Below are 19,866 nucleotides of genomic sequence, written 5' to 3' on the forward strand. Positions count from 1 at the left end.
GCGAAGCATGTATGTGTTGATCACTGCCAACCGCAATTACTCAAGCTGGTCGCTGCGTCCGTGGGCGTTGATGATGGGGCTTGGCATCGCGTTCGAGGACCGGATCGAGCCTTTCACCAAGCCCGCCAATTATGATGATTTCCGCAGCTTCTCGCCGACCGGACAGGTGCCGGCGCTACTGCATGACGGGCGGACGATTTACGACTCACTCGGCATCACCCTCTATCTCGCCGACCGGCACGACGGCGTCTGGCCCACCGACCCCGACGCCCGCGCCTGGGCGCAATGCGCCGCGGCAGAGATGCACAGTGGCTTTTCGGCGCTCCGTAACGACTGCACGATGAATGTCGGGGTCCGCGTAACGCCCAAGCCGATGTCCGACGCGCTCACGGCCAATGTCGCGCGCCTGCGCGAATTGTTCGAAGAAGGACTCGCCCGCTTTGGCGGGCCATTTCTTGCGGGTGACAGCTTTACCGCAGCCGACGCCTTTTTCGCCCCGGTGGCCTTTCGCATCCGCACCTATGGTCTCAACGTCGGCGCGGGACAGGCTTGGGTCGACCATATTCTTGCGCATCCCGCGATGCTGGAATGGGAACGGCAGGCGCTCGCCGAAAGCTGGCGCGAGGCGGGGCATGAGGAAGAATTGCGTGCCTGCGGGGCGATCATCGCGGATTATCGGGCGGGCTAGTCGACCAACGCCTCACGCACCACCGCAATCCCGGCTTCGCGCTGCGCCTTCAATTCGCTCTTCAGCTTTGCCGGATCGCGCGCAAAGACGAAGCCAAAACTGACCCCACCCTCTTTGCCGATCGTCGCGTGGTGGAGTTTGTGCGCCTGCACCAGCCGTTTTGCGTAGCCCCGGCGCGGCACCCAATGAAAATAACGCTGGTGGACCAGCCCGTCATGCACCAGCGTATAGATGATGCCGTAGAAGAGGATGCCAAGCCCGATCCACGTCCCCGGCTCCCACGCCGCCGCGCCCCGGATCATCGGGCTGCCGATCGCGAACATCGAAATGCTCATCGCGGCGCCGAAAATCCCGAACAGATCGTTCTTTTCCAGTCGCTTGCTATGCGGTTCATGATGATCGCGATGCCAGGCCCAGCCGAAACCGTGCATGATATATTTGTGGCTCGCCCAGGCGACGACCTCCATCGCGAGGATGGTGGCGATGACGAGTGCTAAGATGGCGGCGGATGACATGCGGTGGTTATACACGAACTGGCGCGACCGAAAATTGCGTTTTCGTGTCCCACTCGCTTGCATTGTTGTCGCACAGGCTTAAGTGATCCCCATGACCCAGCCCCGCACCCTGTATGAGAAAATCTGGGACGCGCATGTTGTCGAACAGCGCCCCGACGGAACCGCTCTGATCTTCATCGACCGCCACCTCGTCCATGAAGTCACCAGCCCGCAGGCGTTCGCCGGACTACGTGCGAACGGACGGACGGTGCGCCGTCCCGACCTGACGCTGGCGGTTCCCGATCACAATCTGCCGACGACCGCGCGCAAGGATGCGGCGGGCAACAAGCTGCCGATCACCGACACCGAAAGCGCGGCGCAGTTGGCGGCGCTTGAAAAGAACGCGCCCGAATATGGCATCCGCTATATCGACGCCTTTGCGCCCGAACAGGGCATCGTCCATGTCGTCGGGCCCGAGCAGGGCTTTTCGCTCCCCGGAACGACAATCGTCTGCGGCGACAGCCATACCGCATGCCACGGCGGCATCGGCGCGCTAGCGTTCGGCATCGGAACGAGCGAAGTCGAGCATGTGCTCGCGACGCAGACCCTGCTGCTCCAGCCCGCAAAGACGATGGAAGTGCGCGTCGAGGGCGAAGTCGGCCCCGGCGTCAGCGCCAAGGACATCATCCTCCACATCACCGGGACCATCGGCGCTGCGGGCGGCACCGGCCATGTCATCGAATATACCGGCAGCGCGATCCGCGCCCTGTCGGTCGAAGGCCGCCTGACCGTCAGCAATATGGCGATCGAAGGCGGCGCGCGCGCAGGGCTGATCGCGCCCGACGAGACGACCTTCGCTTATCTGAAGGGTCGCCCCTATGCGCCCAAAGGTGCCGATTGGGACGCGGCGGTCGCCTATTGGAAGAGCATCGCCACCGATCCCGGCGCGACCTATGACAAGACGGTCATCATCGATGCCGCCGACATCGCGCCGAGCGTGACCTGGGGCACCAGTCCCGAGGATGTCGTGCCGATCACCGGCACCGTCCCCGATCCCGCGAGCTTCGCCGACCCGTCGAAGCAGGCCGCTGCCGAAAAGTCGCTAGCCTATATGGGCCTGACCCCCGGCACCCCGATGAGCGAAGTTCCGGTCGAGAATATCTTCATCGGCAGTTGCACCAACAGCCGCATCGAGGATCTGCGCGCGGCTGCGGCCGTGATCAAAGGCCGTCACAAGGCCGACAATGTCAAATGGGCGATCGTCGTCCCCGGTTCGGGACTGGTGAAGGCGCAGGCCGAAGCCGAAGGGCTGGACCGCATCTTCACCGACGCCGGCCTCGAATGGCGCGAGCCGGGCTGTTCGGCCTGCCTCGCGATGAACCCCGACAAGGTGCCCGCGGGCGAACGCTGCGCCAGCACGAGCAACCGTAATTTCGTCGGCCGTCAGGGGCCCGGCGCACGCACCCATCTGGTGTCGCCTGCGATGGCGGCGGCGGCGGCGGTCACCGGAAAGCTCACCGATGTGCGGGAGTTGATGGCATGACCCCGATCGAAAAAGTCGAAGGCCGCGCGATCCCGCTAGGCCTCAAAAATGTCGACACCGACGTCATCATCCCCGCGCACTGGCTGAAGACCGTCAGCCGCGAGGGCATGGGCAAGGGTGCCTTCGAAAGCCTGCGCGCCGATCCCGACAATCTTTTCGACAGCGCCGAATATAAGGGCGCGCCGATCCTGATCGCGGGCGACAATTTCGGTTGCGGGTCGAGCCGCGAACATGCGGCATGGGCGCTCGGCGACCTTGGCATCCGCGTCGTCATCGCACCCTCCTATTCGGACATTTTCTCGGGCAATGCGGTCAAGAACGGCATCCTGCCCGTCGTGCTTCCCCAATCGGCGATCGACCGGTTGATGGAGGTCGCGAAGACCGATCCGGTGCATGTCGACCTCGACACCCAGACAGTGACGACCCCGTTCCAGGACCGTTTCGCCTTCGAAATAGACCCGTTTCGTAAAATGTGCCTGCTCGGCGGGCTCGACGAGATTTCGCTGACCGAAAAAAGCGATGCAGCGATCGGCGCCTATGAAGCGAAGATCGCAAAGACACAGTCGTGGCTTCAGCCCGCGACGATCGAAAGCTGATACAGCAATCAAAAGGAGAAGATGATGAAGGCTCTCTTGTCGACGCAAACCGGCGGCCCCGAAACGCTTGAGATCGGCGAGCTTCCGCGCCCGGTCGCAGGAGCGGGCCAGATCGTCGTCGATGTGAAGGCCTGCGCGGTCAATTATCCCGACGTGCTGATCATCCAGGACAAATATCAGTTCAAGCCGCAGCGCCCCTTCGCACCGGGCGGCGAGATCGCCGGCATCGTCGCCGAGGTCGGTGAAGGCGTGACCGCGTTCAAGACCGGCGACCGCGTGATCGCGGCGTGCGGCAACAGCGGCATGGCCGAAGCGGTCGCCGTATCGGTCAACAACGCCTATCCGCTGCCCGAGGGCCGCGACTTTGCCGAGGGCGCATCGCTGTTGATGACCTATGGCACCAGCATCCACGCGCTCGACGACCGCGGCCACCTGAAGGAAGGCGAAACCCTGCTCGTCCTCGGCGCTTCGGGCGGGGTCGGGATCGCCGCCGTCGAGCTCGGCAAGGCGATGGGCGCGCGCGTCGTCGCCGGCGTGTCGAGCGAAGCCAAGGGCGATATCGCGCGTCAGGCCGGGGCGGACGAAGTCGTCGTCTATGGCCATGCACCGTTCGATAAGGACGCATCAAAGGCGCTCGCCGAACAGTTCAAGGCGGCGGTCGGCCGCGATGGCGCCAACGTCATCTATGATGCCGTGGGCGGCGATTATTGCGAGCCCGCGCTGCGCTCGATCGCGTGGGAGGGCCGCTATCTGGTCGTCGGCTTCCCCGCCGGCATCCCGCGCCTGCCGCTCAACCTGACCTTGCTGAAAAGCTGCGACGTTGCCGGTGTCTTCTGGGGCGCCTTTGCCGCACGCGAACCCGAGCGCAACCGCGCCAATATCGCGCGGCTGTTCCAGCTGTGGGAGCAGGGCAAGATCAGCCCGCGGGTGACAGAGACGTTCGCGCTGGCCGACGGCGGCAGGGCGATCGCGAAGCTTGAGGACCGCAGCGCGGTCGGCAAGCTGGTCATCACCATCTGAAATATCGCCCCGACCTGGTGCTGACGGCGGCGCTGCACGATCTGGCAGCGCCGACCGGCCGGCTGGAGGTGCGGGTGACGCCCGGTGCGAGCCGCGACGCGGTGGCGATCGCCGATGGCGCCGTCCAGCTGAGGGTCACCGCGCCGCCCGCCGATGGCGAGGCAAATGACGCGGTGCTGCGGCTGCTCGCCGCGGCGCTGGACCGGCCGCGCCGCGACCTGACGCTGCTGCGCGGAGCTACGGCGCGAATCAAGCTGATCGGGATCGCGAATTCCGGTTAACGCTTTGTCAGGGGCTCGGCGCTATGCACGATGCAGGACTAGTTGGGCCAAGGTTAGAACAATGGCAATTCGCCGTTCGAAGCGTCAAAATGGCGATGTCAGCATCGCGAATATTTCGCGTACCCGCCGCGCGCAGCTGGTTGCCGAATTCGAAGGCGAGCTGGGCATCGATCATAAGGCGCGCGCCAAGGCGGCTGCCGACGAACGCCGCTGGATCCTCATCAAGACGATCATCGTCTGGACGCTCGCGCTCATATTTTTCAGTATCGCATGCCAGAGGCTATGGCTGATGAGCCAGAATGCCGAGCATCCCTTCGCCGAGATCAACCCGTTCGAACACTGGTTTTGACGGGGTGCCAAGGTGCCGCCCCGGCCGTAGCCGGGGCGACCTGCCTGTCCTGATCAGTAAACGCGCGCCTTCGGCTTGATATATTCGACGTCGTCGGACAGCGTATATTCGTGGACCGGACGGTAATCGAGCTTCACGCCACCGCCCTTTCCGCCCCAGCCGTCGAACCAGCTGATCGTGTGCTTCATCCAGTTCGGATCGTCGCGGTTCGGGAAATCCTCATGCGCGTGGGCGCCGCGGCTTTCCTTGCGGTTAAATGCCGAATGCATCGTCACCGTCGCCTGCGCGATCAGATTGTCGAGCTCGAGCGTTTCAATGAGGTCGGTGTTCCAGATCAGGCTGCGATCAGTCACGCCGATGTCCTGCATCCGGGCATAGGTTTTCGCGAGCTTTTCCTTGCCTTCGGCCATCAGCTCGTCGGTGCGGAACACCGCCGCGTGCTGCGACATCGCGCGCTGCATCTCGACGCGGACTTCGGCCGTCGGCGAGCCGCCATTGGCGTGGCGGAAATGGTCGAGGCGGCCGAGCGCGAGGTCGGCGCTGTCCTTCGGCATCGGCGCCTGCGCCGCGCCGGGCTTGACGATATCGCGGAGGCGATGGCCCGTTGCGCGGCCGAAGACGACCAGATCGATCAGGCTGTTCGAGCCGAGGCGGTTGGCGCCATGGACCGACACGCACGCCGCTTCGCCGACCGCGAACAGGCCGGGGACCACGGTGTCGGGACCGTCCTTGCCGAGCGTCACGACTTCGCCATGATAGTTACAGGGAATGCCGCCCATATTGTAATGGACCGTCGGCACGACCGGCAAAGGCTGGCGCGTCAGATCGACGCCCGCGAAAATCTTTCCGCTCTCGGTAATCCCCGGCAGGCGCTCGGCGAGCACCGCAGGATCGATATGGTCGAGATGCAGGTAGATATGGTCATTGTGCGGACCAACGCCGCGGCCTTCGCGGATTTCGAGCGCCATCGAACGCGACACGACGTCGCGCGACGCCAGATCCTTCGCCGACGGGGCATAGCGTTCCATGAAACGCTCGCCTTCCGAATTGGTGAGGTAACCGCCCTCGCCGCGCGCGCCCTCGGTGATGAGAACGCCCGCGCCATAGATGCCGGTCGGGTGGAACTGAACGAATTCCATGTCCTGCAAAGGCAGGCCGGCGCGCAGCACCATGCCGCCGCCATCGCCGGTGCAGGTGTGCGCCGAGGTCGCGGTGAAATAGCAGCGGCCGTAACCGCCGGTCGCGAGCACGACGGCCTGCGAACGGAAGCGGTGGATGCTGCCATCCTCAAGGCACATGGCGATCACGCCGCGGCACACGCCATTGTCCATGATCAGGTCGAGCGCGAAATATTCGACGAAGAAGTCGGCGTCATATTTCAGCGACTGCTGATAGAGCGCGTGGAGCATCGCGTGGCCGGTGCGGTCGGCGGCGGCGCAGGTGCGCTGCACCGGGGGACCTTCGCCCATATTCTGCATATGGCCGCCGAACGGGCGCTGATAGATGGTGCCGTCCTGATTGCGGCTGAACGGCACGCCGGCATGTTCGAGTTCGTAGACAGCCTGCGGGGCTTCGCGCACCATATATTCGATCGCGTCCTGGTCGCCGAGCCAGTCGGAACCCTTGACGGTGTCGTACATATGCCATTGCCAATGGTCGGGCGAATTATTGCCAAGGCTGGCGGCGATGCCGCCCTGCGCCGCGACGGTGTGGCTGCGCGTCGGAAACACCTTGGTGATGCAGGCGGTTTTCAGCCCGGCTTCGGCGCTGCCCATCGTGGCGCGCAGGCCCGAACCACCAGCGCCGACGACGACGGTGTCATAGATATGGTCGATAATCTTGTAGGCGTCGCTCATGCCGGCGCTCCCCCGCCAAAGGCGATACGGGCGATCGCGAACAGGCCATAAGCCGCGCCGCCGATCGCGTAGAAATTCAGGACGACCAGCGCGAACAGACGCGCCGCTTCGCCATGGGCATAATCCTCGATCAGCACTGTCAGGCCAAGTCGAAGGTGCCAGAATACGCTGACCACCATCAGCATCAGCGCGAGCGCGACGGTCGGGTTTGCAGCCCAGCGCAGCACCGCGGCATGATCACCCAGCGGCAACCGGACCAGCGAGACGAACAGAAAGCCGACGAGCAGGATATTGGCGAGCGCGGTCAGCCGCTGCTGCAGCCAATGGTGCGAACCATGGCCCGACGCGCCGAGCCCGCGAACTTTTCCAAGATGCGTTCCGTTGCCCATCAGAGTGCCCCTGCGAGGATATAGAGCCAGGTCGCGGCTGTCGCGAGGACACCGCTGATCATCACGACGGTCGACCAGAGCTTGTTTGTCTTGAGCTCATAGCCTGCCCCCGTGTCGAGCACGAAATGGCGCAGCCCGGAGAAGAGATGCTGGAAAAAGGCCCAGGTCAGGCCGACCAGCACGATCTTGCCAAGGATATTGGTCACCTGATGAAAGGCGCCGCCGGCGGGGTCGTGCCAGACGCAGGCGACAAAGGCCGCATAGGCGTCCGGACCCGCAGCAAGCGCGCCGAGCCACCAGAGGAACATGCACGCGCCAACGATGGCGAGGCCGTCACCGCTGACGCGATGAAGGATCGAGACCGTCATGTGCGGCCCCCATTTATACACCTGCAAATGCGGTGCGCGCGGTCGTCCGCTCGTTTCTTTGCCAGCCATATCAGCCCCGTTTTGTGACTCTCATCGGTCGATGGGCGCCGGTTTAGCGCCGTAGCCGCGATATGCAATTGCTTAGGGCACAAAATATACGCCCCGTCGCCATACAAAGGCCGGGGGCGTCATCGGCCGGGGCCGGACCCGGCGACGCGCTCTGCTTTCGCAATGCCGGCGCCGGGGATTTCGCGCCTATTTCTTGTCGCGGTTCGCGTAGAGCAGCGCGGCAAGCACCGCAGCCGATCCGATGCCTATCCCGGCAGCGGCGGTTTTCCAACCGCGGCCGCGCTTGCCCGCCTTGGCTTCGGCCTCGGCGGCGTCCGCGGCGTCTTTCTGCTGCTGGCGCTCGCGCGCAGCGCGCAGAACCTCATTTTCCTCGTGCTCGTCTTCCTGCCCGGGGAGGGGGTCATTTTGGTCGGTCATTGTCTGTTCTGCATCCTCTTTTATCAGACGAGCGCCTGTTCGACAGGCACATAATCGGTTCCGACCGCTTCCGCTACGGCTTCGAACGTCACCTTACCATTCCAAACGTTCAAACCCTGCGCAAGATGCATGTCGCGTTTCAAAGCGTCTTTCCACCCCAGATCGGCGATGCGCAGCGCATGCGGCAGGGTGACATTGTTGAGGGCATAGGTGCTGGTCCGCGCGACGCCGCCGGGCATGTTGGCGACCGCATAATGGACGATGCCGTCGACGACATAGGTCGGCTCGGCGTGGGTGGTCGCATGGCTGGTTTCGAAACAGCCGCCCTGATCGATCGCGACGTCGACGAGCACCGATCCCGCCTGCATCGTCTTCAGCATGTCGCGCGTGACGAGCTTCGGAGCCTCGGCCCCCGGGATCAGCACCGCACCGATAACGAGGTCAGCCTCCGCCACGCATTCGGCGAGGTTGGCCCGGTTCGAAAAGCGGGTTTTCGCGCGCGCTTCGAAGAAGGTGCCGACGCGTTCGAGGACTTCGGGATCGCGGTCGAGGATCGTGACGTCGGCGCCCAAGCCTGCAGCCATCTGTGCCGCATTGAAGCCGACGACGCCGCCGCCGATGATGCACACCTTACCCGGTGCGACGCCCGGGACGCCGCCGAGCAGCACCCCGCGCCCGCCATGCGCCTTTTCAAGCGCGGTTGCGCCGGCCTGGATCGACATGCGACCCGCGACCTGACTCATTGGCTTGAGCAAAGGCAGGCCGCCGTGCGGGCTGGTGACGGTTTCATAGGCGATGCACACCGCACCCGATGCCATCAGGTCACGAGTCTGGTCGGGGTCGGGGGCGAGGTGGAGATAGGTGTAGAGGATCTGCCCTTCGCGCAGCATCGCGCGTTCGGCGGGCTGGGGCTCCTTGACCTTCACCACCATGTCACAGGCCGCGAAAATCTCTTCGGCCGTCCCGACGATTTCGGCGCCCGCCTCGACATAATAGCGGTCGTGCGCGCCAATCCCCTCGCCCGCGCCAGTCTGCACCAGCACGCGGTGCCCGTGGGCATGGAGTTCGCGAACGCTTTCGGGGGTCAGCCCGACGCGATATTCGTGATTTTTGATTTCCTTGGGGGTGCCGATGATCATCTGCCGCTCTCCAGTCCGGTTCTTGCGCGACAATAGCCGCGCGCATCATCGACTGTATAGCACCGCGTGAAAATTCACCCGCTGGTTAACGACGCTTTTACTATCGGCGCTCCATATCCGACCGGTCAATCCGTCCGCAAAATGCGGGCACAGACCCGCGCGTCGCAAAAGATCGTCCAAGGGAACAGGATCATGGTGAAGGAAAATCCGATTCACAGGCAGCAAATCGATCCGGTGCCGATGGCTGATCGTTTTCCTTTATACGATCTCGACGGACAGCTCGCTGCGAACGCCGCCGAAATTCATGCGATCGTCGCCGGACGCGAAGAAGCGATCGGCAGGGCCTATTGGGATGCCTTCAACGCGCTGCCCACCATTGAGCGCCGGGTCGACGGCGAATTGCTCGCCTCCTATATTCGGGGCAGCGCGCGCCATGCCGCCGCCAAATATTCCGATCCGGCGGGGCAGGAAGTCGCGACGATCGCCTGCCAGAACACCCATATGGCGCGCCGCGTCAAAGTGCCGCTTGCATCGGTCCTGTCGTGCCTCGCCGAAAGCCAGCGACTGACGATCGAATATATCGTCGAAGCCTGTGCCGGCGACGGGCCGCGCATCGCGCGGTTGACCAGCGCGATCAATCGCCTCTCGATCCTAGAGGTCGATATCATGCAGCGTTATGCCGAAAAGCTCGATCGCGCCGCCATTTCGAGCGACCGTCAGGCGCTGGCGGGCGATTTCGACCGCTCGATCGCCTCGCTCGTCCAAGACAGCGACGGGGTGCGCCAGCAGCTTGCCAGACAGGCAGCTTCGGCCGATCAGGCGGCGAAAGGCATGATCGCCAAGACGAGCGAAGTTGCCGCCGCTTCCGAACAGTCGGCGATGGCGATGCGCGAAGCTGCCTCGACCGCGGCGGGCCTGATCCGTGCGATCGAGGATGCGCGCAGCGAAGTCGAAGCATCGGCCAGCGTCGCGACCCGCGCCTCCGAACAGGCTGGCGAAGCCGTCGCCATGTCCGCAACCCTGTCGCACCACGCCGAATCGATCGAGTCGATCCTGGGCCTGATCCGCGAGATTGCGGGGCAAACCAACCTCCTCGCCCTCAACGCCACCATCGAGGCGGCGCGCGCTGGCGATTCGGGACGCGGCTTTGCCGTCGTCGCGCAGGAAGTGAAGAGCCTCGCCAACGAAACCGCCCGCGCGACCGACGATATCGCGGGCAAGATCACCGCGATCCAGCAGGCAACGCGCGGATCGGTCAGCGCCAACCAGTCGATCCAGGCGACGATCATCGAGGTCCAGCAGTCGGCGCAGCGCATCCGCGACGCGATGGACGCGCAGGCGCAGACGGTCACCTCGATTACCGCAGCCGTCGACGAAACCGCGCTCGCCGCCGATTCCATGTCGTCGACGATCGCGAGCATCCGCAATGATTCGGGGATGGTCGCGGGTGAGATCAGCACGCTGAGCGCCGAATTCGGCAAGATGGGCCAGCGCCTTCAGTCGCTGGAAAAGGCCGCGAGCGAGTTCAGCCGCCGGGTCGCCTGATCGGCGGCTTGGCAAGCCCCGTCCCCCTGCCTAAGGCGGGAGGATGTCCACCAGAATCGCCTTCTTCGCCGCGCTCGCGCTTGCCGGCTGCGCGCCGCAAACAACCGCGGCCTCCCCCGCCCCGGCGCCGACTGGAAAGGCGCTCGCCGCCGCCTGCAAGGACCGCGACGGCTGGAGCGACGCCGCACCGCCCGCGAAGATTTTCGGCAACAGCTATTATGTCGGCACCTGCGGCATTTCCGCCGTCCTGATCGACGCGCCGGGCGGGCTGGTCCTGATCGACGCCGCGACCGAGGAAGCCGCGCCTGCGATCCTCGCCAATATTCGCGCGCTCGGCTTCGATCCGAAAAAGATCGCCTATCTGCTCGCGAGCCACGAGCATCTCGACCACGTCGGCGGGTTGAAGGGGTTGCAGGACGCGACCGGGGCCAGGGTTATCGCGCGCCGCGAGGCTGTTGCCGCACTGACCAGCGGCGAACCCGACGCGACCGACCCGCAGCGCGGCGGCATTCCCTCGTTCAGGGGCGTCACGGTTTCGGGCGAACTGCGCGACGGCGAAACCTTGCCCATCGCCGACATCGAACTGACCCTCCACGCGACCCCCGGGCACACACCGGGCGGAACCAGCTGGACGTGGAAAAGCTGCGAAGGCACCGACTGCCACACCATCGCCTATGTCGACAGCCTGAGCGCGGTGTCCGCCGACGGCTATCGTTTTGCCGACCACCCCGAATATGTCGCAGTGCTGCGCGCAACGCTCGACAAGGTGCCTGCCCTGCCCTGCGACATATTGATCACCCCGCACCCGGGCGCGAGCGACCTGTTCGCGCGGCTGGCGGGCGACGCTCCGATCGCCGATCCGGGAGCGTGCCGCAGCTATGCCCAAAGCGCACGCGACCGTCTGGACACACGCCTCGCCAAGGAAGCCGGAGAAAAACGATGAGCTGGATCGTCTCCCTCCCCTGCACCCGCGCCGAAGCCGAGGCACTGAGCGGCGATGTGCCGGCGCTCGACGCACTGGCGCAGGCACCCGTCGTCGTGACGCACGAACTCAATGAAGATCGCGACGAATGGCAGGTCGATGCCTATGTCGACGACAAGCCAAGTGCCGAATTGCTCAAGACGCTGGTATCGCTGGTCGCGAGCGCCAGGGGCTTGAAGCCCAAGGTCGCGGAATTGCCCGAAGAGGATTGGGTGACGCTGAGCCAGCAGGGGCTCGAACCGGTGCAGGCGGGGCGGTTTTTCGTCCACACGAGCAGCTTTGCCGACCGCGTTCCGGCGGGCAGCACATCCTTCCTGATCGATGCGAGCCAGGCGTTCGGCACCGGCGGCCACGATACGACCGCAGGCTGTCTCGCGATGCTAGACCAGCTGAAGCACATGGGGACCAATCCGCGCGACATCGCCGACATCGGCACCGGCACCGGGCTGCTGGCCTTTGCCGCAATGGCGCTTTGGCCGCGCGCGAAGACGATCGCGTCGGATATCGACCCCGCCAGCATTTTCGTCACCCGCGACAATGCGGGGATCAACGGCGTTCCGCTGGGACGCAGCGGCGGGCGGCTGGCGCTCGCGGTCGCGCCGGGAACCAACCATCCGGCGATCAGGCATCGCGCGCCCTATGATCTGGTGATCGCGAACATCCTTGCGGGGCCGCTGATCACGCTGGCGCCCGACATCGGAGCGGTCACCGCATCAGGTGGCCATGCGATCCTCGCCGGGCTGATCGCGCGGCAGATGGAGCCGGTCCTCGCCGCTTATCGCGCGCAGGGCTTCCGCCTTGTCGCGCGCGGGGGCAGTGCCGAGTGGCCGTGCCTGTTGCTGATCAAGCGCCACCGGTACGGATATCGCCGCAAGGAACGCGCCTATCACCGCGCGAGCCCGTCGGATGCGAGTTTCGGGAGCTGGTGATCCGCGGCCGAGCGAAAGCGAGGTTTCAGGCGGCACTTTAGCCGTCTAGCGCAATGACCTCGGTTGCCAGCCGGTCGACCTCGGCGCGGTCGTGGCTGACATAGAGGATCGGCAGTTTCAACGTATCGCGAATCCGCTCGATCACCGTCATGATATCTTCGCGCCGCGCCGCGTCGAGCGACGACAGCGGTTCGTCCATCAGCAGGCATTGCGGTGCCCGCAAAAGCGCGCGGCCGATCGCGACGCGCTGCGCCTCGCCCCCCGACAGGCTGTGCGGCCAGCGGTCGAGCAGATGGCCGATGCCGAGGAACTCGACCGCCTCGTCGAGCGCCATCCAGCGATCCCCGGGATCGGCAAGATGATGGCCATAGAGCAGGTTCGCGCGGACGCGGCGGTGCGGAAAGAGCCGCCCGTCCTGAAAAACATAGCCGATCCGCCGCGCTTCGGGCGGCACGTCGACGCCGTCGCCGAACAAGGTGCGATCGCCGATCCGGATATGGCCGCGATCGGGCTTGAGCAGTCCGGCGACCATGTTCAGAATGCTGGTCTTGCCCGCCCCCGACGGGCCGAAAAGGGCCGTCAGCCCGGCCCCCGCCGTAAAGCGCGCACCGATACGACGGTCGCCCAACCTGCGTTCGACGTCAACGTCAAAGGACATGGCGATCCTGCCCCCTATGGCCGCGCCGCACCAGCCACTCTGACGCGACGAGCGCGGCAAGCGACAGCGCGACCGACAAGAGCGCGAGCCGCGTAACCGTCGCCTCGCCGTCCGGAACCTGCAGCGCAGAATAGATAGCGAGCGGAAGCGTGCGCGTTTCGCCGGGGATGTTCGAGACAAAGGTGATCGTCGCGCCAAACTCGCCGATCGAGCGCGCGAAGCCGAGAACGAGCGCCGCGAGAATACCCGGGAGCGCGAGCGGCAGGCTGATCGTCCAGAAGCTGTGCCAGGCGCTGGCGCCCAGCGTCCGTGCCGCGCCCTCGAGCCGGCGGTCGATCGCCTCGATCGAAAGCCGCATCGCACGCACCATCAGCGGCAGCGCCATGATCGCCGCTGCGAGTGCGGCGCCGGTCCAGCGGAACATCAGGCTGACCCCGAACGCCGTTTCGAGCCAGCGCCCGACCGGACCGAAAGGACCGAAAGCGATGAGCAGCAACCAGCCGGTGACCACCGGCGGCACCACCAGCGGCAGATGGACGAGGCCGTCGATCAGCACTCGCCCGGGAAAGCGCTTGCGCGCGAGGAGCCATGCGAGACCGAAAGCCAGCGGCAAGGTCGCCAGCACCGCGACGCCGCCGACCTTCAGCGACAGCGCGACGATCCCCCATTCTTCGGCTGAGAGCATCAAGGGGCCGAAAAGCCGTGGCGAGCAAAGATGGCGCGCCCTTGCTTCGACAGCAGGAAGGCCCGGAAGCCCGCAGCGTCTTTATGCCGCGACGCCTTGAGCAGCGCGACCGGATAGCGGATCGGCGGATGGCTCGACGCGGGGAAGGTGCCGACAACACGGACGCTGCGCGACGCCCGCGCGTCGGTGGCGTAAACGATGCCGAACGGCGCGGCGCCGCGTTCGACGAGCGCCATCGCGGCGCGGACATTTTCGGCGGGTGCGACCCTTGCCGCGACGCCATTCCATACGCCGAGCGCGGTCAGCGCCGCTTTCGCATATTTTCCCGCGGGCACCGCATCGGGATCGGCGAGCGCGAGCCGCCCGCTTCCGAGCGCGCGTGCAAGCGGAAAGCCGCGCGCGGGGGTCAGCTTGACCGTGCTGCCAACCGGCGCGATCAACACCAGCCGGTTGCCGAGCAGGGTCGTGCGGCTGTTCGCGCGCAGCAACCCCGCCTTGGCCACCGCATCCATCCACGGCTCGTCGGCCGACAGGAACAGGTCGGCAGGCGCCCCCGCGAGCAATTGCCGCGCGAGCGCCGACGAGGCGGCGAAGGAAATGACGGGCTTGGGATGTCCCTTTGCCGCCCACGCGTCGGCGGCTTCGGTGAGCGATTCCTGCAGACTCGCCGCCGCCATCACCAGCGGCCCGCGTTCCGCCGCCGTCGCAGCGGGGGTGAGGAGGAGGGCGAACAGGGCGAGGATAAAGCGGACCATTGCCAACCTATAGAATGGACACCGCGCCGCGCCTAGGCCTTCGCCGCCACCCCCGGCCCGATCCCCAGCCAACGCGCCGCGCGCGGAAGACGGGGCAGGATCAGCCGATCGACGATCCAGAGCAAAATCAAGGACGCCGCCAGCAACGGCAGCAACGCCGCGAGCAGCAGGACGATCGCCGCCACGCCCTTCAACTTCGCAGAATCGCGAGAATGTGGCGGAGCCCCAAGCGTATCGCCCGGCTTGCGGCGGCGCCACATCAGGAAGCCCGATATCGCGAGCGTGATCAACATCAGCGCGGTGAAAACGCCGATCAGCTGGCTGATGATTCCGAACAACGCGCCTTCGTGCCACGCAATGCCGATACCGACGATGCGGTCGATGACATGCTTGTCGGCGAAACCGCTGCGCGACACTTCAATCCCGGTCACGATATCATAGCTGACCTTGCGCACCAGCGGCCGGTTCTGCGTCTGGGTCGTCAGCGTCCAATGATTGCCGTTGGGCGGACCGAACATGTTCGGCGCACCCGGGGGCTGAATAATCACCGGGGCGGGAAGCATTTCATTTTGCGCGCGCAGCACGATGCGATCGAGCGCGACGCGCGGCTCCGCCCCCTCGACAACCGGCGCAGGTATCGCCTTCGCCATGGCCTTATGGTCGTGCGCCGCATGATGATCGGCACCCCCGCTCTTCCAGTCCTGCGTCCCCGAGATCCAGCCCATTTCGGCGCGCACAGCGCGAAAGCCCTGCGCCCACACATCGGTCCAGGGCAAGGCGGTGAACAGCAGCAACAGCGCGAGCCCGGACACCCAAAAGCCGGTTACGGCGTGGAGGTCGCGCAGCGCAGCCCGGCGGCCCAGCATCATCCGCGGCCACACCACCCCGGCCAGCCCGCGCCCGCGCGGCCACCAAAGATAGAGGCCGGTCAGGATCATCACGATCGCCCAGCTCGCGGCGAGTTCGACGATGATCCTGCCGGTCCTGCCGATCAGCAGGCTGCCGTGAATCTTCGCCAACCATGCCGAGATACGGTCGTCGGGGTTGGCCGACCCGATCACCCTTCCCTGCGGCGACACGGCGACGTCGCGCATCGCCCCGTTTGTCAGGCCGACATGGACGATCGCGGCATCGCCGGGTGCCTCCGGCAACCTGTAATAATGAAATGACGCGCCCGGGAAGGCGGCGAGCGCCGACGCGACCTGCGCATCGGCATCGACACGCTCGGCCGCCGGCAGTCCGTGCCACGCCCGCTCCTGCCATCGGTCGAGCTGCGGCTTGAACAGATAGGCCGCCCCCGTCACCGACAGCATCAGGATAAAGGGGATGACGAACAGTCCGGCATAGAAATGCCAGCGCCAGATCGTGCGATAGAGCGGAATCCGGTTGGTGTCGGTCATCCCCGTCCTCCCTTTAGAAGCGCGCGCGAATGCCCGCCGACACGGCGCGCCGCTCGACCGGATAATAGATCGCCGAACTATCGGTCACCGCGATCGCGGCGCTGATATCGCCGATCGCCTTTTTGCCCATGATGTTGCGAACATCGACAAAGGCATCGACCCCCTCGGCGACGCGTGCACCGCCGGTCACGCCGATCAGCGCATAGCCGGGGGTGTTCACCCGGTTATGATAGTCGGCGAAGGGGCCGTCCGGAATCCACTCAAGATTCGGAGCGATATGCAGCGCGTCGGTACCGATCCGGAGTTCGGAGCGATAGACGTGGCGCGGCACGACCGGCAAGCGGTTGTCGCCATAGCTGGCGTCGCCGCGAAAGCGGAAGTTGCTGTAGGTGTAAACCTGCCGCAGCCGCAGCCAGTCGGTGGCTGTCAGTTCCAGCGCCGCTTCGACGCCTTCGTGCCGGGTGCGGTTCGCGTTGAAGGTCGACGCCGGAATGTCAGGCCCGACGACATATTGCAGCATCTCGCCACGAATGTCGGATCGATAGGCGGTCAGGTCCCACTTCACCGGCCCGGACCGCCCGCGCGTTCCAATCTCCGCCGTCCACGCGCGCTGCGGGTCCAGCGCAACGAAACTGGCAATTTGCGCCAGTTCGCTGAAGCCCGGAAATTCGACCGAGCGGCTGTAATTGGCGTAGATCTGAACATCGGATGCCGGCTCGAACAACAATCCGACCTTCGGCGAGAAGGCGTTGAAATCGGCGCGGCCGACCGTGCCCGCCTGCGCGGGAGCGGCCGCGTTGACGTTGATGACCTGCTTGCGCGTACCGTCGGCATAGATGCCGCCCGCCACAAGCGTCAGGGTTTCGACCGGGCGCAGGCGCACTTCGCCATAGAGCGTCGCGGTGCGTGCATCCTGATCGGCGTTGAACCGCACCACACCGCGCTTGCCCGCGAGATTGGCGAAGCGCTTCGAACGAATATCGCCGACGCGCAGTTCGCCGCCCAGCGTCGCCTCGACCCGGTCGCCGGCATAGTCGAGGCGGAAATAGCCGCCGCGATCGAGGCTTTGCTGGTCGATCACCTCGAAGATCGGGTGATAAAGCGACTTGGCGTTGACGAAGCCGCCGACGTCCAGCTTCATCGCGCCCCAGTCGAAGCTGGTGCGGTTCTGGATGCGCAGCGAATCGACGTCGCGCGCATGATCGTTCGCAACGCTCCCCGCATTGGCCACGCGCGGCATCGTCAGCGCGTCCCTCCGGGTCAGCGCACCAGGGATCTGCTGGTCGATATTGTTGAAGCTGACATAGAGGCGGTTCGATACGACATCGCTGAATTTCATCCCGACATTGCCGTGGAAGCGAAAGCTGCGTCGTTTGGCGTGGTCGCGGTCGCCGTCCGAGGTGTCGGCGCTCACCGCGCCCCACGCATCGACGCGCTCGCCCGCAACGCCGGCAGAAACCAGACCCCGGATGCTGTCAAAGCTGCCGACATCGCCGCGCAGGTAAATCCCCTGTGCGGTGCGGCCCGTCGGGGTCACACCATTGACCGCGCCGCCGAGCGTTCCCGACCCGAAGCGCAGCGCATTGGCGCCGCGATACACCTCCAGATGATCGAAGAAGATCGGCTCGAGCTCCTGGAAATCGCCATTGTCGTCGGCGAGATTGATCGGCACGCCGTCCTGAAGCAGCGTCAGACCGCGCATGTGGAAACCGCGCGACAGGCCCGAACCCCGGATCGAAATTCGCACCTCCTGCCCATAGCGCGGCTGAAGATAGACGCCGGGCGAGAAGGCGAGCGTGTCGCGGAGGCTGACAATCGACTTGTCGGCATAGTCGTCGTGGCGGACGATATCGGCGCCGCCGGGCGTCCGGGCAACGCGCGCTTCGGCGGCGTCGGTTATTTCAGGGGCGGTGACGATGATCGTCGCGTCGGCTTCTTCGGCATGGGACGCAGCCGGGACGAACGAAAAGACGAGCGCCAGCAAGGGCGCCGCGCGGAAAGCGTGCAAATTCATGAGTAATCCTTCGGAAGATACAGATTTGGGCCGTGACCCACGCAGATGCGCGGACGGCCGGTCAGACTGGATCAGGCGAAGGCAGGTGGTCCGGTGCTGGGCGGCAGCGGCGAGGCCACGCCCGGGGCATAGCCGATCGTCGGAACGGAACCCGGGGTCGGCTCGGCAACCAGCGGCGCGGTCGGCAGGACGGGCGCGACAGGGACGATCGGTGCGACGGCGAGCGCGCCCCACGGACAATGCTGATCGCTGACGGCGGCGTCATGATCGCCGACTTTTTCGATCGGGATGGTGATCGTGCCGCCCGGGTTGGCGGGGTCCGAACAGACGCGCACGGTGATCGTGCCCATCGCGTCGCTCTCGATCATCCAGCCCGGCGCGACCAGCACCCGCGCGGCGAGCGCGAGCAGCAGCGGCAGCAAAAGCAGGATGCCGGGACGGCGAAAGGCGGCGAGCAGGCTCACGGGCGGTGCCTTATGCTTACGGCCAGCGACTGACAAGCGGCTACTCGGCCGGTGTCTCGTCGATCTTCTTGCCGGTGCGCGTCCACGGATAGAGGAACTGCCCCCAATAATTGCGCGGAACATCCTCGGGAATGCCGTAATTTTCGGGCCAGCGATCCCTCGGCAGGTGAAAGGTGCCGAACATCTTGTCGATCCACGGGAAGTGGATCGCGAAATTGACGTCGAACGCCTCGCGCTCCAGCCCATGGTGCCAGTGGTGGAAACGCGGGGTTGCGATCCAGTGGCCCAGCCGGTTGAAATTGCCACCGACATTGGCGTGAAGCAGCGACGACCAGACGTAAACGAAACCGATATAGGCCTGCATCACCGAAGGCGCGAAGCCGAGCGTGAAAAGCGGCAGCGAGGTGATCGAGCGCAACAGGATGATCTCGACGAAATGCATCCGCGATCCCGCCAGCCAGTCCATCGATTTCGCGCTGTGATGCACCGCATGGAAGCCCCAGAGGAAGGGATAGCGGTGGAAGGTGCGGTGGAACCAATATTGCGCCATGTCCGATGCCACCAGGACGATCGCGAACTGCACAAGCCACGGCAGGCTGGCGACCGCAGCGCGAAACGCGTCCCAGTTGCTCGTGCTGTCATTGATGATCGTCGAGGGCGCGAGCGCGAGGAAACCCAGTACCTGCACGAACATCGTGCTCACCAGATAATAGAACAGATCCTCACGCCATTCGGTGCGGAACAATCGCTGTTTCCGGCGATGCGGAAAAGCGCGTTCGAGCGGCGCGAACATGAATCCGGTCACGAGCAGATTGACGACGAAGAAGTCGAGCCCGAAGAAAATGCCCCAGCTTTGCGTCTCGTCAGGCTGGACATTGGCGCCCCCGATCAGCGCGGCGGCAAGGCCGATCATCAGCGCGGTCGCGCCGAGGGCCTTGCGCGGACGGAGCAGCAGACTGAGCAGTGCCAGCGCATAGCTGGCGAGCAGGGTCAGGTGGACGGCGCTTCGAAACCCGCCCCAATTCTTGACGATCGCGAGTTCGGGGGTCGCGAACCAGTCGGGAAAACGCAGCGCGATGACCATGAAAAAGCCGGCGATCGCAAACAGCAGTCCGAAAAAGCCCGAGAGCCAGCCGCTGCCGAACCGCCGCACCTCGGTATGCGATTCGAGGTCGCGCATGAGGTTCTGAAGATAATCACGCTTGGCCATGTGGTCCCTTGCCTC

General features: G+C 65.2%; 22 protein-coding genes. 9 read left to right on the forward strand and 13 right to left on the reverse strand.

Annotated features, from left to right (window positions below; genetic code table 11):
• Window positions 1-7: 7 nt before the first annotated feature.
• Complete coding sequence (locus ACSYDV_RS02900; protein WP_438322236.1) at window positions 8-688, forward strand: glutathione S-transferase C-terminal domain-containing protein; 681 nt, start codon at window positions 8-10, stop codon at window positions 686-688.
• Here the strand turns inward: ACSYDV_RS02900 and ACSYDV_RS02905 are convergent.
• Window positions 685-1,203, reverse strand: a complete 519-nt coding sequence (locus ACSYDV_RS02905; protein WP_438322237.1) for a sterol desaturase family protein — start codon at window positions 1,201-1,203, stop codon at window positions 685-687. The two genes, ACSYDV_RS02900 and ACSYDV_RS02905, sit on opposite strands and share 4 nt — an antisense overlap.
• A gap of 91 nt (window positions 1,204-1,294) precedes the next feature.
• Here ACSYDV_RS02905 and leuC point away from each other — a divergent pair, with 91 nt between their 5' ends.
• The 5 genes from leuC to ACSYDV_RS02930 all read left to right on the forward strand — a co-directional run bounded on the left by leuC (window position 1,295) and on the right by ACSYDV_RS02930 (window position 4,971).
• Window positions 1,295-2,725: a 3-isopropylmalate dehydratase large subunit gene (gene leuC / locus ACSYDV_RS02910; RefSeq protein WP_438322238.1), complete on the forward strand. Its 1,431-nt coding sequence runs from the start codon at window positions 1,295-1,297 to the stop codon at window positions 2,723-2,725.
• A complete protein-coding gene (leuD, locus tag ACSYDV_RS02915; protein WP_438322239.1) occupies window positions 2,722-3,321 on the forward strand; it encodes a 3-isopropylmalate dehydratase small subunit in 600 nt (199 codons plus the stop codon). Before leuC ends, leuD begins: the two co-directional genes overlap by 4 nt.
• A 24-nt stretch (window positions 3,322-3,345) precedes the next feature.
• The gene (locus ACSYDV_RS02920) at window positions 3,346-4,341 is read left to right on the forward strand and encodes an NADPH:quinone oxidoreductase family protein (RefSeq protein ID WP_438322240.1); all 996 of its coding nucleotides are present in this window, start codon (window positions 3,346-3,348) and stop codon (window positions 4,339-4,341) included.
• Window positions 4,342-4,358: 17 nt separating this feature from the next.
• On the forward strand, window positions 4,359-4,622 hold the full coding sequence (locus ACSYDV_RS02925) for a DUF167 domain-containing protein (RefSeq protein WP_438322241.1): 264 nt from the start codon (window positions 4,359-4,361) through the stop codon (window positions 4,620-4,622).
• A gap of 61 nt (window positions 4,623-4,683) precedes the next feature.
• Window positions 4,684-4,971 (forward strand): hypothetical protein, encoded by a 288-nt coding sequence (locus tag ACSYDV_RS02930; protein WP_438322242.1) that lies wholly within the window; start codon window positions 4,684-4,686, stop codon window positions 4,969-4,971.
• Window positions 4,972-5,024: 53 nt separating this feature from the next.
• Here the strand turns inward: ACSYDV_RS02930 and sdhA are convergent, their stop codons facing one another.
• The 5 genes from sdhA to ald form a co-directional block, all read right to left on the reverse strand.
• Entirely contained in the window at window positions 5,025-6,827 is a 1,803-nt protein-coding gene (gene sdhA, locus ACSYDV_RS02935; protein WP_438322243.1) for a succinate dehydrogenase flavoprotein subunit, read from the reverse strand.
• Window positions 6,824-7,216: a succinate dehydrogenase, hydrophobic membrane anchor protein gene (gene sdhD / locus ACSYDV_RS02940; RefSeq protein ID WP_438322244.1), complete on the reverse strand. Its 393-nt coding sequence runs from the start codon at window positions 7,214-7,216 to the stop codon at window positions 6,824-6,826. Before sdhD ends, sdhA begins: the two co-directional genes overlap by 4 nt.
• Window positions 7,216-7,653: a succinate dehydrogenase, cytochrome b556 subunit gene (gene sdhC, locus ACSYDV_RS02945; protein WP_438322245.1), complete on the reverse strand. Its 438-nt coding sequence runs from the start codon at window positions 7,651-7,653 to the stop codon at window positions 7,216-7,218. Before sdhC ends, sdhD begins: the two co-directional genes overlap by 1 nt.
• A gap of 186 nt (window positions 7,654-7,839) precedes the next feature.
• Complete coding sequence (locus tag ACSYDV_RS02950; RefSeq protein WP_438322246.1) at window positions 7,840-8,070, reverse strand: hypothetical protein; 231 nt, start codon at window positions 8,068-8,070, stop codon at window positions 7,840-7,842.
• Window positions 8,071-8,093: 23 nt separating this feature from the next.
• Window positions 8,094-9,209, reverse strand: a complete 1,116-nt coding sequence (gene ald / locus ACSYDV_RS02955; protein ID WP_438322247.1) for an alanine dehydrogenase — start codon at window positions 9,207-9,209, stop codon at window positions 8,094-8,096.
• A gap of 192 nt (window positions 9,210-9,401) precedes the next feature.
• On the opposite strand from ald, the gene ACSYDV_RS02960 reads away from it, so the two are divergent.
• From ACSYDV_RS02960 to ACSYDV_RS02970, 3 genes are read left to right on the forward strand one after another with little or no spacing between them, the layout of a single operon-like run.
• On the forward strand, window positions 9,402-10,754 hold the full coding sequence (locus ACSYDV_RS02960; RefSeq protein WP_438322248.1) for a methyl-accepting chemotaxis protein: 1,353 nt from the start codon (window positions 9,402-9,404) through the stop codon (window positions 10,752-10,754).
• Between the two features lie 43 nt (window positions 10,755-10,797).
• Window positions 10,798-11,697 carry a subclass B3 metallo-beta-lactamase gene (gene bla / locus ACSYDV_RS02965; protein ID WP_438322249.1) on the forward strand — a complete coding sequence of 300 codons (900 nt, stop codon included), beginning with the start codon at window positions 10,798-10,800 and terminating at the stop codon, window positions 11,695-11,697.
• Entirely contained in the window at window positions 11,694-12,665 is a 972-nt protein-coding gene (locus ACSYDV_RS02970) for a 50S ribosomal protein L11 methyltransferase (protein ID WP_438322250.1), read from the forward strand. Before bla ends, ACSYDV_RS02970 begins: the two co-directional genes overlap by 4 nt.
• 37 nt (window positions 12,666-12,702) lie before the next feature.
• Here the strand turns inward: ACSYDV_RS02970 and ACSYDV_RS02975 are convergent, their stop codons facing one another.
• From ACSYDV_RS02975 to ACSYDV_RS03005, 7 genes are all read right to left on the reverse strand, one after another.
• Window positions 12,703-13,323, reverse strand: coding sequence for a molybdenum ABC transporter ATP-binding protein (locus ACSYDV_RS02975; protein ID WP_438322251.1), 621 nt, complete (start codon window positions 13,321-13,323; stop codon window positions 12,703-12,705).
• Entirely contained in the window at window positions 13,313-14,008 is a 696-nt protein-coding gene (gene modB / locus ACSYDV_RS02980) for a molybdate ABC transporter permease subunit (protein ID WP_438322252.1), read from the reverse strand. Before modB ends, ACSYDV_RS02975 begins: the two co-directional genes overlap by 11 nt.
• Window positions 14,008-14,763 (reverse strand): molybdate ABC transporter substrate-binding protein, encoded by a 756-nt coding sequence (modA, locus tag ACSYDV_RS02985; RefSeq protein WP_438322253.1) that lies wholly within the window; start codon window positions 14,761-14,763, stop codon window positions 14,008-14,010. The genes modB and modA overlap by 1 nt, the downstream gene beginning before the upstream one ends.
• Before the next feature lie 32 nt (window positions 14,764-14,795).
• Entirely contained in the window at window positions 14,796-16,163 is a 1,368-nt protein-coding gene (locus tag ACSYDV_RS02990; RefSeq protein ID WP_438322254.1) for a PepSY-associated TM helix domain-containing protein, read from the reverse strand.
• Between the two features lie 13 nt (window positions 16,164-16,176).
• Complete coding sequence (locus ACSYDV_RS02995) at window positions 16,177-18,177, reverse strand: TonB-dependent receptor family protein (RefSeq protein ID WP_438322255.1); 2,001 nt, start codon at window positions 18,175-18,177, stop codon at window positions 16,177-16,179.
• 71 nt (window positions 18,178-18,248) lie between these two features.
• Window positions 18,249-18,641: a hypothetical protein gene (locus tag ACSYDV_RS03000; RefSeq protein WP_438322256.1), complete on the reverse strand. Its 393-nt coding sequence runs from the start codon at window positions 18,639-18,641 to the stop codon at window positions 18,249-18,251.
• Window positions 18,642-18,681: 40 nt separating this feature from the next.
• Entirely contained in the window at window positions 18,682-19,851 is a 1,170-nt protein-coding gene (locus ACSYDV_RS03005; RefSeq protein WP_438322257.1) for a sterol desaturase family protein, read from the reverse strand.
• Window positions 19,852-19,866: the final 15 nt, after the last annotated feature.

Source organism: Sphingopyxis selenitireducens (assembly GCF_051550705.1).
Lineage (GTDB): Bacteria > Pseudomonadota > Alphaproteobacteria > Sphingomonadales > Sphingomonadaceae > Sphingopyxis.